Origin of the sequence: Caulobacter sp. (assembly GCF_039596335.1) — a bacterium.
Classification (GTDB): domain Bacteria; phylum Pseudomonadota; class Alphaproteobacteria; order Caulobacterales; family Caulobacteraceae; genus Caulobacter.
Genome location: NZ_JBCNJZ010000001.1, coordinates 11,971 through 24,403, shown reverse-complemented (window position 1 = coordinate 24,403; position 12,433 = coordinate 11,971). Strand labels below are relative to the sequence as shown.

The following is a 12,433-nucleotide window of genomic DNA, read 5'->3' as shown; positions in this document are numbered from 1 at the left end:
GCAGCCCCTACTTCTTCTCCGCCGCCGCCTGCGCCGCCGCCACGATCCGCAGCACATTCCCGCTCCAGATCCCCTCGATATCGCTATCGCTATACCCCGCCGTCTTCAGCGCCGCGGTGATCTTGGGCAGGTCGGTGATGTCCTCGAAGCCGTCCATGCCGCCGCCGCCGTCCCAGTCGGCGCCGACGCAGACGCCCTTGGGGCCGGCCACGCTCAGCACGTGCAGCATGCTCTTCATGAACAGGTCGAAGTCGCCGCGCTTGGCCGGATAGGCCTTGTCGACCGCCGCGCGCTTGTCGGCATAGGCCTTGACCGCGGCCGGCGTCGCCGTCTTCAGGTCGGGGCTGGGGCCCAGCTTCTCCATCGCCGCCTTGCGCTCGGGGCTGGGGGTGTTGTCGGTCAGGTAGATCGAGTTGATGCAGATCGCGCCGCCGGCATCGGCGATCTTCTTGATGCGCGCGTCGTCGAGATTGCGGGGGTGGTTGTAGATCGCCTTGGGACCCGAGTGCGAGGCGATGATCGGAGCCTTCGACAGGGCCAGCGATTGGTCGACGATGTCGTCCGACGCGTGGCTGACGTCGATGACGATGCCCAGACGGTTGGCTTCAGCGACCCAGCGCACGCCCAGCGGCGAATAGCCGTTCCACAGCTTGCCCTTCGGGTCGGTCGAGCTGTCGGCCAGCTGGTTGTTGCGGAAGTGGACCGGCCCGGCCATCCGCAGGCCTTCCTTGTAGAAGGTCTCCAGCAGAGTCAGGTCCTCGCCCAGCGGCCAGCTGTTTTCCATGCTGATGAAGGCGAATTTCTTGCCGGCCTTGTTGATGCGGCGGGCGTCGTCGGCGGTCAGCGCGATCTCGAACTGGCCGGGGTTGGCGGCCAGCATCTCGCGGATCTCGACGGCGCGGTGCAGGGCGTAGTCGCGCGCGTACTCATAGCCCTTGGACGTCAGGTCGCCCTGGCCGGTGTAGATGACGAAGAAGCCGCCATCCAGGCCGCCTTCGTTCATGCGCGGCAGGTCAACCTGGCTGAAGTCGTGCTCGACCTCGTGGTGGTCGGTGATCTCCCAGCCCGGACGGCCGAAGTGGGTCGGGGTGTCCAGGTGGGTGTCCAGGATCAGGAAGCTGTCGTGCAGCGCCTTGATCGGCTTGGAGACAACCGGCGGCTTGGCGGGCGCCTTCTTGTCGGCGGCGTGGGCCACGGAGACGGACCCGAGCAGGGCGGCCGAGCCGAGCAGGACGGTAAGCAGGCGACGCATGGAGACTCCCCAGAAGACTTGAAGCGGCGACGCTCGGAGATCGCCGGCTGTCCGTCAAGTCGCCGGGGCGTTCGTCAGGCTGTTCTGCGGCGTGGCGGGCCAGGCTGCGCGCGATCGGGCCTGCGGGTGCGTGGCGACGAACCACTGGATGGCGACGCCCACTGCGATGAGGGACAGTTCGATGGCGAGCGCGGCCGGCGCCGCCAGGCTCAGGGTCTGCCTGGCCAGGGCCAGGATCTCGTCGGCGGTCACGGCCAGCACCGCGCCGGTGACAAAGACCGGCAGCGATCGGCGGCCCAGCACGGCCAGCGGCGACGTCGGACCCGCCTGGTGCAGCAGGCGGATCAGCGGGGCGTCGGCGAAGGCGGTCACGAGATAGACCAGCGCCAGCAGGTGCAGGATCCGCAGCGGCGACATCAGGATCTTGCTGACCCCGAGCCAGAAGTCGCTCTGGCGATCGGCGAACCAGGCTTCGGCCGGCGGCCAGTGGGGCGCGATCTGGAGCACGGCGAAGCCGCCCAGCAGCACAGCCAGGGCCAGGCCGCCCAGCGCCCGCGAACGCGGCAGCCTTATGCCCTGGGTCATGCCGGCGGCCAGGGCGACGCCACAGGCGAAGACCAGGCTCCAGGGCAGGGCGTTCAGCATCAGAACCGTTCCCGTCAGGCTGTCGTGCTCCACCAGCCGCAGCTGGCCGGCCGCCAGCCAGATCGGCGCGGCCGCGGCCAGCGCCCACCACCAGCGGCGCGCCGCCAGCGCTAGGAACAGGGGCGCCAGCAGCATCAGCCCGACATACAGCCGCAGCACCATGGAATAGCCGGTCGATTGCTGAAGGGTCAGAAGATGCCAGGCCGCGTCTGGCCAGGGCGCCGCCGTCAGTTCGCGCAGGAGGGCCGCGGCCTTCAGCGTTTCGACGCCGACCGCGGCGGCCAGCCCGGTCAGCACCGCCAGGGTGCCCAGGGCCAGCAGGAGCGTCCAGCCGTAGAGCTTGACGGTCCGGACCAGCAAGGTGCGCAGGGCGCTGCGATCATCCATCCGGCCATAGGCCAGGAAGGTCGACATGCCGGCCAGGAAGACGAAGAGGTCGGCGCTGTCGGAGAAGCCCATGTTCGACGGCGAGAAGTTGCGGACCTGACCGCTGGCGATGTGGTTGACGAAGATATTGACCAGGCAATAGCCGCGCACGACGTCGATGAGCGGCAATCGAGTGTGCAAAATCGCCTCCACTGAAGGTTGTGGTGCGCATTTCGCATCTGCAGGATGAATCGCGGGTAAAGTCCGCGACAATTTGTCGCCTGGAGGTTGAGGTTGTTCTGTGGCTCGCCCCGCTGCGTCTACATCAGCCCCAGGGCCTTGAAGCTGGCCACGCCTTCGCGGCCGACCACCAGGTGGTCGTGGACGGCGATCTTCAGGGCTTTTCCGGCTTCGACGATCTGCTTGGTCATGTCGATGTCGGGCCGCGACGGGGTTGGGTCGCCGGACGGGTGGTTGTGGAGGAGCCCTGCAATTTGGCTTAACAGTATGATTTTTATAGAATAATCTTCTTGAGTCCGTTGCCGGTGGGGGCGGCAATTGGGGACGTTTTGATGGTGATCTACCGTCGACCTTGATGCGTTCACGATCATATTTGCATTTCCATCGTCAGTCATCCTCCGGCAACTATGGCGAGGTGATCCGCTCCGCTAGGCGTCCGCACTGGGACCAGCCAGAGCCTCGATCACACGGCAATCGGCAGCCCGACCATCGCAGGTCGCAGTCACCATCCGCCGCAGCTCGCTGCGCAGCGTTTCCAACTGGGCGATCTTCGTCTCGACGTCGTGAAGTTGCCGGGAGGCCAGAGCATTGGCCTCGCCACAAGGGCGCTCAGGATTGTCGGAGAGATCCAGCAGGTTGCGGATCGCCTCGACCGAGAAGCCAAGCTGGCGCGCGTGACGGATGAAAGCCAGGCGTCGGACGGCGTCGGCGTCATAAACCCGACGATCGTTGGCCGCGCGCCTGGGCTCGGGGAGCAGGCCAATCTCCTCGTAGAAGCGGATGGTCGGGACCTTGACGTCAGCGGCCTTGGCCAACAAGCCGATGGAGAGGTTCATGCAGGGCGCTCCTTGCCTCCACGAATAGCCCCTCGATCCACAGCAACGAAAGAGATCATTTCGGGCGACGCCGCCGCATTGAACCATGGTTCCGGGCATTGGCGCCGCATATCCATAGCCAACTTCCGCTGGGCTCGGCCGAGTAAAGAAAACGCTTGATCCTCTAGCCACTAGAGGAAGCAAGATGCCAACGAGTCAAGGCGCGGTGTCTTTTGAAAGCGCGTCCAACTGCGTGCGCCGGTTTCGTGGCGTTGGAGTATCTGGGGTGGCCATGGACAGGCTGAGGGCTTGGGGAAAGGGCATTGCGCAGCTGGCGATCGCTTGCGCTGTCGCCTTGTTCGCTCTTGCTCCAAGTCTCGATGCTGCCTTCTGCCCCGAAAGCAAACCTGCGCCGACCATCTCGTCAGCGGCCACCTTTCAGCAAGTCGCGATGGCGACCAACGGAGAGCGGGGTAGACCCTCTCCGGCTCTGGTCGGGTTTTGCCTTTACGGCCATTGCCAACATAGTGTGGCCTTTCCTCCGCCTATGGCGGCAGATCATGCGCCCGCCAGCGACCGACCGACCGAACGCCACGCGTTGGCGAACACGGCGTTGCCTGTGTCGAATCCCGAATTTGAATTGAATCGACCGCCTCGCGCTTGAGCCGCTACGCGCCTGTGGCGCGCCGCCTCGTCAAATCGTGAGAAGGTCTATGTCCCTATCTGTTCCTCAAAAGCTGCGCCTTAAGCTGCTGCTTGGCCTTTCGTTGCAGTCACTGCTAGCCGGCGCCGCGCTCGCTGACCCCGCGCCGCCGTTCAGGGAGCTGCTGCGTCAGGCCCAGGCGACGGCCCCCCGTTTAGCCGAAGCGCGGGCCGAAATCGCGCGCGCCGAAGGGCTTGCACGCCAAGCTGGCGCTATGCCCAACCCGACACTGGGCGTCGAAGTCGAGAACTTCGCCACCAGCAATGGGGTGAACATGGCCGAGACTACGGCTTCGATCGAGCAAACGATCGAACTCGGCGGCAAACGATCGGCGCGTATCGCTGCCGGACGCGCCGACGTCGAAGCCGCGCGTCGGCGCGCGGCGAGTGCCCAATCGGAATATGCGTTCGATCTCGCCGCCGCCTACGCAGAGGCAGACGGCGCCGATCGCCGGCTGCAATTGGCAAGCGAAGGCCTTGAGCTCGCGCAGGAAGACGCACGTATAGCAACCGTCCTAGTCCAATCCGGGCGTGAGGCGGATCTGCGGCGGGTGCAAGCCCAAGCGGCGGTGCAGGCAGCGCGCGCTGCCGTTGACCAGGCCAGGGCCGCGCGCGCTACGGCTTTCGCCAATCTCACCGCCATGGTGGGCGCGCCGGTGTCCTACACCTCGATCCCGGTCAGCTTGCTCGACGAAGCCACCAAGACCCTCCGAATTCCAGATCCGAACCCCCTTTCGAGCCCTGCCTATCTGGCAGCAGAAGCCGAGCGCGATGCGGCGGCGCGGCGCGTACGGGTGGAGCGGAGCCAGGCCGTGCCAGACGTGACCGTCTCGTTCGGGGTCCGCAAAATGCAGGAAGACAATTCCACCGCCATGGTGGCCGGCGTCGCGATGCCGTTTCCAATCTTCAGCCGCAATGGCGGTAACATCAGCGCGGCGCGAGCGGAGCTGAATGCCGCAGAGGCCCGCCTCAATTCGGCTCGGCTCGATGCCGAAGCTGCGGCGCGATCGGGCGTTGCTCGCGTGAGCGCCGCAGAAACGCGCCTGGCTGCGGCTCGGGAAGGCGAGCAAACCGCCGAGGAAGCCTACCGCCTCACGCGCATCGGCTATGAAGGCGGCAAACTGGCCTTGGTAGAACTGCTAAACGCCCGTCGCGCGCTGACCGATGCCCGCACCCAGATGATCGACGCCGCTACCGAGCGGCTGAGCGCGCAGGCCGCGCTCGCCCGCCTAGCTGGCGCCCCCCCCTTTGGAGATCAACCATGAAGCACGACCACAAGCAGGTCTCCGCGGCGGGCTCGGTCAGCCGAAACGCCCTTTACGGCGGGATCGCCATGGCCGCGATCCTGGCCGCCGCTGGCGGCTTCGGCCTCGCAAAGCTCACGAGCAACCCGCCGGCGAAAGTCGCTGCCGAAGCCGGTGAAGAGAAGAAGCCGGTCGGCGCGCCCGACGCGGTCGAAATGGAGGCGGACCGCATCGCCGCGAGCGGGCTTTCAGTCCAGACGGTGTCCGCCACCGGCCTAGCCGCCGAGATTGTGGCGCAGGCGACCGTGGAAGCCGCACCGGGGGCCCAGGCCGTGCTTACCGCTCGCGCAGCCGGTTCGGTCAGTCGGATCAACAAGCGTTTGGGCGAACCGGTGCGCGCCGGCGAAGTATTGGCGTTGGTGGAAAGTCGCGAGGCTGCTCAGATCGCCGCCGCACGCAGTGTGGCCGCCGCCAAAGCCGACTTGGCGGCCAAGGCGCTCGCGAGAGAGCGCCATCTCTATGAACAGCGTGTCAGCGCCCGCCAGGACCTCGAAGCCGCGCAAGCGGAGGACGCTTCAGCCCGAGCCGAGGCGCTGAGCGCCGCTGCTGCTGTGCGCGCGGCCGATGTGTCTCGGGATGGCCGATACGTCATGGTGACAAGTCCGATCACGGGTCGCATCACCTCAGCGCCAGCAAGCGTCGGCGCATTCGTACAGCCGGAGACCGAACTCTTCCGGGTGGCGGATGCGAGCCGGCTGCAGGTTGAAGCCGCCGTGACCGCTGCTGACGCTCGCCGCATTCGTCCAGGCGACTCTGCCGTGCTTGAGTTGAATGACGGAGCCACCGCCAGCGCGATCGTGCGCTCCGTCACGCCCGGCGTCGACGAGACCACCCGGGCCGCCACCGTCGTGCTCACCCTGACCGGAGGGCAAGGATTACTCCAGCCAGGTCAGGCGGTGCGAGCGCGGATCACCGCGCGTCAGTCGCTCACCCAAGGCATCGTGGTGCCCGAGGAGGCTGTCCAGACTTGGGAAGGACAGGACGTGGTGTTTGTCCGAACTCAAAAAGGTTTCGTGGCCCGACCGGTCCTCGTTGGTGCTCGCGCCGCCGGGCGCGTCGAGGTCGCCTCGGGCCTCCGAGCTGGCGAAAGCATCGTGGTCAAAAACGCCTTCCTCCTGAAAGCCGAACTCGCCAAGGGCGAGGCGGAAGAAGATTAGAGGAACAGAAGCATGATCGCTCGCCTCATTTCCCTCGCGGTAAGGGGACGCTGGTATGTCGTCGCCCTTACCCTGATCATCGCCGCTCTCGGCTTGTGGCAACTCACGAAGCTTCCCGTCGACGCTGTTCCGGACGTTACGAACAAGCAGGTCCAGATCAACACGGTCGAGTCTTCGCTCTCGCCCGTCGAGATCGAGAAACGGGTCACATTCCCGATCGAAACCGCGCTCGCCGGCATCCCAGGCCTCGAGACGACCCGGTCCCTTTCGCGTAATGGGTTCTCGCAGGTGACGGCGGTGTTCACCGACCGCACCGACCTCTATTTCGCCCGCCAGCAAGTCGCCGAGCGGCTGGCTCAGGCCGGCGCCTCGCTCCCGGCAGGGGTGCAGCCACAGGTCGGGCCGGTCTCTACCGGGCTGGGCGAGATCTTCATGTACTCGGTCGAATTCGCCCGTCCCGGCCCGAACGCCCGGATACGCGATGGCGCACCCGGATGGCAAACCGATGGCGCCTATCTCACGCCGGAAGGCGAGCGGCTCGCTGACGCGGTCTCCCAGGCGGCCTACCTACGAACCGTCCAGGATTGGATAATTCGGCCGCAGTTGCGCACGGTCAAAGGCGTGGCCGGCGTGGATTCCATCGGCGGCTATGAGAAACAGTACCTCGTCGAACCCGACCCCGCGAAACTGGTCGCTTATGGCGTCTCTTACGCCGATCTTGGGAAAGCGCTCGAAGCCGCCAATTTGTCTGTCGGCGCTAACTTCATCCAGCGCGCGGGCGAAGCCTACTTAGTGCGCGCCGATGCGCGGGTGCGGCGGCTCGACGAGATCGCAGAGGCCGTGATCGCCACCCGGGACGGCGTCCCCGTTCACGTCAAGGATGTGGCGGCGGTGCGGATCGGCGGCGAACTGCGGACCGGCGCGGCCAGTAAGAACGGCCAGGAGGTCGTCGTCGGCACGTCGCTCATGCTGATCGGCGAAAACAGCCGCACAGTGGCCAAGGCCATAGGCGAGAAGCTGGAGCAGGTTAAGGCCTCCCTTCCCCCCGGGGTGGTCGTACACACGCTTCTCGATCGGTCCGCGCTGGTGAACGCCACCATCGGCACGGTCGAGCGCAATCTGACGGAAGGGGCGCTGCTCGTTGCGGCAACGCTCTTCCTGTTGCTGGGCAACGGCCGCGCGGCGCTGATTGCGGTGCTGGTCATCCCCTTTTCCTTCCTGATGATGGCCATCGGCATGAACGGGCTGAAGGTGCCCGGGAATCTGATGAGCCTGGGAGCGCTCGACTTTGGCCTGATCGTCGACGGCGCGGTGATCATCATCGAGAATTGTCTTCTGAGGCTTGCCCACAAACAGGAGCACCAGGGCCGCCTGCTCAGTTTGCCAGAAAGGCTGGAGACTGTGCTCCACGCCACGCAAGAGATGATCCGGCCGACCGTCTACGGTCAGGCGATCATCTTCTTGGTGTTCGCGCCCTTGCTGACGTTCACGGGGGTCGAAGGGAAGACCTTCTATCCGATGGCGGTCACCATCATGCTGGCGCTGGCGGCGGCCTTCATCCTGTCGCTGACCTTCGTCCCCGCGATGGTCGCCATCCTCATGCGCGGCAAGGTGGCTGAAAAGGAGGTCAAAGCGGTTCAAGCGGTGAAGGTTCGCTATGAGCCTATCCTGCGTCGCGCGCTTCTGCGGCCCTGGCCGTTCATCGGCGGCGGCTTGGCGGTCTTTGTGGTGGCGGCGGGGATCTTCACGACGATCGGCCAGGAATTCATTCCGACCCTCGACGAAAAGAACGTGCTTCTCGGTTCCTTGCGGATTCCCTCCACGGCGATGGAGCAGTCTCGCGACATGCAGTTGCACGTCGAACGCGCCGTCACGACCCTGCCGGAGGTGGAGATGATGTTTTCCAAGACCGGCACGGCGGAGATGGCCGCCGATCCGATGCCGCCCAATCAGTCCGACGGCTTCGTCATCCTGAAGCCGCAGAAGGACTGGCCCAAGGGGGTACATTCGAAATCAGAAGCGGTCGAGCGCATCCTCGGTAAGGCCGAGCCGTTGCTCGGGAACAACTACGAGGTCACCCAGCCGATCCAGATGCGGTTCAACGAACTGGTCGCTGGGGTGCGCGGCGACGTCGCCATTAAGCTTTACGGCGACGATCTGGAAAAGATGAGCGCCGCAGCGGCTAAAATCGGCGCCACGCTTGGATCCATCCCGGGCGCGTCAGGGGTGCGGGTGGAACAGACTTCCGGCGCGCCCACGCTCGATGTCCGGTTCGACCGGGCCGCGATCGCGGGCTATGGCCTGACCGTCGAAGACGTTGCCGATACGCTGGCCAGCGCGCTCGGCGGCCGCGAGGCGGGCAATGTCTTCGAAGGGGATCGCCGCTTCGACATCGTTGTGCGCGTACCCATGGCCGAGCGGAACGACATCGAAGCCCTGGGAGCAATGCCGGTCATGTTGTCCGGCGGCGAAGGTCAAGCGCGCCAGTCGGTTCCGATGCGCCAACTCGTGGAGTTCCGCTTCACCGACGGCCTCAATCAGATCAGCCGCGAGGACGGAAAGCGGCGCGTCGTCATCCAGGCCAATGTTCGCGGCCGCGATGTCGGTTCCTTCGTGACCGAAGCACGCGACAAGGTGGCGGCCGTTCCGCTTCCGCCGGGCTCGTGGATGGTCTGGGGCGGACAGTATGAAAATCTCAAGGCCGCGACGGCGCGACTTTCGATCGTGGTTCCGCTGTGCTTCCTGGCGATCTTCCTCATCTTGTTCTTGGCGCTCGGCGGTTTCTGGCCAGCCTTGGCCGTTTTCGCCGCCATTCCACTGGGGTTGTCGGGCGGTGTCTTCGCCCTGGCCCTCACGGGGATCACCTTTTCGATCTCCGCGGCCGTCGGCTTCATCGTCCTGGCCGGTGTTGCGGTCCTGAACGGTTTGGTGGTGATGACCAGCATACGTCAGCGGCTTGAGGATGGGGCGAGCGTTGTCGAGGCCATCTACGAAGGCGGCATGGAGCGGGTGCGTCCCGTCCTCATGACCGGCTTGGTGCCGGCGATCGGGTTCATCCCGATGGCGCTGGCGCATGGCACAGGCGCCGAGGTTCAGAAGCCTCTGGCCATGGTGGTCATCGGCGGCCTGATCACCGCCACTGCGGTCACCCTCCTCGTCCTGCCGGCCATCAGCAAGCTTCTGTTGACGATCGGCGACCGCTTCAGCCGGGAAACGTCGGCCTCTTCCTCCAAAGCCACGGAGGCGTCTGCCTAAAGGGTGAGCCGAGCTAGACAGAGGAGTTGAACATGAACTGTGGTCCTTATTCCACCTGGTCAGGAGCGGCGTGATGGTTGCACCTGGTTCAGCGGTCCTGTTGAGGATCTATACCGACGAGGACGCGCTCTATGGCGCCGAGGCGCTCGCGGCGGTCATCGTCAAGCGGGCTCGGGAAGCGCAGTTGGCCGGAGCCACGGTCCTGCGCGGCAGCTTGGGCTATGGCCACTCCTCGCGACTGCACGCGCATCGGCCGTTTCGGCTCGACGACAACATGCCGGTGGTCATCGAGATCGTCGACGATGAAGCGCCCCTTCGCGCGTTTGTTGTCACTCTCGGCGAATTCCACGACATCGGTCTGATCACGTTCGAGAAGGTTGAGGTCGTCCGCTACGGGAACCAGACAAGCTAGCCACGTCGCCGATGCTCGCGTCTCGCGGCTATGGGAGGGTCAGGAATGCGCCGATTCATGCTGCTCGTGTTGGCGGCCTTGCTCGCGGTGGCGCCGGCGATGGTCCTCAGGATCACAGGGTGGCGACCCGACCCTGTGGCGGACGCCTTTTTTTTCGGTGTCGCGGTCCTGGCCGCCGGCTTCATGCTTTCCTGGGGGGCGGAAGCCGCTGAGAAACACATTTCTCAAGGCCTCATCGTCGCCTTGGTCGCCTTGGTCACCGTTCTTCCAGAGTACGCGGTGGATCTGTACTATGCTTTCCGCGCTGGCCAGGCTCCGCAGTCGAACTACGTCCACTACGCCGCCGCCAATATGACCGGCGCCAACCGCCTTTTGGTGGGACTGGCCTGGCCTTTGATGGTGCTGCTGCATTGGCTGAAGACGCGCAACAAGGCTCTCGAACTCTCACCCGTCAACGCCGTCGAGATCGCCTTCCTTATGCTGGGCAGCCTCTATGCGTTCGTTATCCTTTTCAACGGCGCCATTGCTCCCTTCGATTTCGCGGTGCTGTTCCTGATCTTCGCTGGCTACCTCTACCGCGTCAGCCAGTTGCCAAAGGCCGACGACGACGATGAGGACGAGGAGCCTGGCCCTGCGGCGGCGCTAAACGCGCTCCGCCCCACCGCACAGTGGGCCTGGATGGGTGGGCTTACCTTGATCGCATTCGTGGTGATCGCGACCTCCGCCGAGCCGTTTGCCGAAGCCATGGTGGGGTCAGGAAGGATCCTTGGCGTCGACGAGTTCCTCCTCATCCAATGGCTCGCGCCATTGGCCAGCGAAGCGCCCGCCGTGACGATCGCGGTCCTCTTCGTCTTGGCCGGGCGTGCGGTAAGCGGACTGACGGCCATGATCAGCGACAAGATCAACCAATGGACCCTGCTGGTCGGCATGCTGCCGCTCGCAATGAGCCTTGGGGCGGGGGGGCTGATCGGCCTGCCCCTTGACGCGCGGCAGAAGGAAGAATTCTTGCTGACGGCCGCCCAGTCGCTGTTCGCCATCATGCTGTTGGTTCGCCTGCGAATTTCGGTTCAGTCGGCGGGTCTATTGTTCGCGCTCTTCGCCGTGCAGGTCGGACTGGCCTTTCATTTCCGAGAGGACGAGGTGGCGACGGTCAATAGCCTAACAATCCTGGCTTGGACCTATCTGGGCCTAGCGGCGATCCTCGTCCCCCTCAACGGGCGCCGTGTCGTAGCTGTCCTGCGTGATGGGCTCTTAAGATCCCATCGCCGCATGGCGACCGCGCCCGAACCGCATGACCTGGAGGGCGAATAACGGCCTGCAACGACTTGATCCTCTAGTGACTTGAGCAAGTAAGGTCTTGGCCAAGAGGAGGATGTGCATGCCCAACACGACGGCGGTCGCCGAAACACTTCGCTACCGGGTCACTGGAATGGACTGCTCGAGCTGCGCCGAGAAGATCCAGTCGGCGGTGTCAAAACTTCCTGGCGTGGAAACGGCGCGCGTATCGATCGCTTCGTCGATGATGACCCTGCAAGTCGACGGGGCGGAGCGACGCGCGTCCGAGATCGAGGCGACCGTGAACGGGCTGGGCTACCAACTGGATCGCGAAGAGGCCGTCGCGGACGATGACCAACGCCAAAGCGCCAAAGCGGTCAGTCATGTCACCCCCTCTTACCGACGGGCCCTTTGGGGCGTCGTCCTGATCAATGTTGGCTACGGGCTGGTGGAGATCATCGCCGGGTTTATCGCACGGTCTCAGGCGCTGAAGGCCGATGCCCTGGACTTCGTTGGCGACGGTCTGATCAGCTTCTTGGGCCTGCTGGCGATTGGATGGTCCCTCGCGTGGCGAGCCAAGTCCGCCCTGATCCAGGGTTACTTTCTGGCGTTGCTTGGCCTGGGCGTGCTCCTGAATACAGGCTACCGCGTCCTGGTCTTGAACCAGCCTGAAGCCGAACTCATGGGCCTCTTTGGGGCCGTGGCGCTGGTAGCGAACGTCGTCGCTGCGTTGATCCTGATCCCGCATCGGAAGGGCGACGCCAACGTCCGCGCGGTCTGGCTCTTCTCGCGCAACGACGCCTTGGGCAACCTCGCGGTTGTTGTCGCCGCGGGCTTGGTTTTCTGGACCAAGGCGGCTTGGCCGGACCTTGTGGTGGCGGTCGTCATCGGCGGGCTCTTCCTGCAGTCGGCCTGGTCGATTATCCGCGATGCGCGCGCCGATCTGCGCGAGGCGCAGACGCCTCAGCCGGTCTAGCCGCTCATGAGCCGGCAGCCGCCACATCTGCTGC

The 12,433-nt window shown here is 65.0% G+C and carries 10 protein-coding genes; 6 read left to right on the top strand and 4 right to left on the bottom strand.

Annotated elements, in window-relative coordinates:
- Positions 1-7: 7 nt before the first annotated feature.
- From ABDW31_RS00100 to ABDW31_RS00085, 4 genes are all read right to left on the bottom strand, one after another.
- Positions 8-1,252: a dipeptidase gene (locus ABDW31_RS00100; RefSeq protein ID WP_184717225.1), complete on the bottom strand. Its 1,245-nt coding sequence runs from the start codon at positions 1,250-1,252 to the stop codon at positions 8-10.
- A gap of 54 nt (positions 1,253-1,306) precedes the next feature.
- Complete coding sequence (gene opgC, locus ABDW31_RS00095) at positions 1,307-2,464, bottom strand: OpgC domain-containing protein (protein ID WP_343698214.1); 1,158 nt, start codon at positions 2,462-2,464, stop codon at positions 1,307-1,309.
- A gap of 119 nt (positions 2,465-2,583) precedes the next feature.
- Positions 2,584-2,874: a JAB domain-containing protein gene (locus tag ABDW31_RS00090; protein ID WP_343698213.1), complete on the bottom strand. Its 291-nt coding sequence runs from the start codon at positions 2,872-2,874 to the stop codon at positions 2,584-2,586.
- Between the two features lie 57 nt (positions 2,875-2,931).
- The gene (locus ABDW31_RS00085) at positions 2,932-3,339 is read right to left on the bottom strand and encodes a helix-turn-helix domain-containing protein (RefSeq protein ID WP_184717229.1); all 408 of its coding nucleotides are present in this window, start codon (positions 3,337-3,339) and stop codon (positions 2,932-2,934) included.
- Positions 3,340-4,031: 692 nt separating this feature from the next.
- Here ABDW31_RS00085 and ABDW31_RS00080 point away from each other — a divergent pair.
- The 6 genes from ABDW31_RS00080 (at position 4,032) to ABDW31_RS00055 (ending at position 12,399) form a co-directional block, all read left to right on the top strand.
- Positions 4,032-5,285 carry a TolC family protein gene (locus tag ABDW31_RS00080; RefSeq protein WP_184717231.1) on the top strand — a complete coding sequence of 418 codons (1,254 nt, stop codon included), beginning with the start codon at positions 4,032-4,034 and terminating at the stop codon, positions 5,283-5,285.
- Positions 5,282-6,481, top strand: a complete 1,200-nt coding sequence (locus ABDW31_RS00075) for an efflux RND transporter periplasmic adaptor subunit (protein ID WP_184717233.1) — start codon at positions 5,282-5,284, stop codon at positions 6,479-6,481. Before ABDW31_RS00080 ends, ABDW31_RS00075 begins: the two co-directional genes overlap by 4 nt.
- Before the next feature lie 12 nt (positions 6,482-6,493).
- On the top strand, positions 6,494-9,736 hold the full coding sequence (locus ABDW31_RS00070; protein WP_343698212.1) for a CusA/CzcA family heavy metal efflux RND transporter: 3,243 nt from the start codon (positions 6,494-6,496) through the stop codon (positions 9,734-9,736).
- Positions 9,737-9,836: 100 nt separating this feature from the next.
- Entirely contained in the window at positions 9,837-10,148 is a 312-nt protein-coding gene (locus tag ABDW31_RS00065) for a DUF190 domain-containing protein (protein ID WP_338064190.1), read from the top strand.
- Between the two features lie 57 nt (positions 10,149-10,205).
- Positions 10,206-11,459, top strand: a complete 1,254-nt coding sequence (locus ABDW31_RS00060) for a sodium:proton exchanger (RefSeq protein WP_343698211.1) — start codon at positions 10,206-10,208, stop codon at positions 11,457-11,459.
- Positions 11,460-11,526: 67 nt separating this feature from the next.
- Positions 11,527-12,399, top strand: a complete 873-nt coding sequence (locus ABDW31_RS00055) for a cation transporter (protein ID WP_221444626.1) — start codon at positions 11,527-11,529, stop codon at positions 12,397-12,399.
- Positions 12,400-12,433 lie beyond the last annotated feature (34 nt).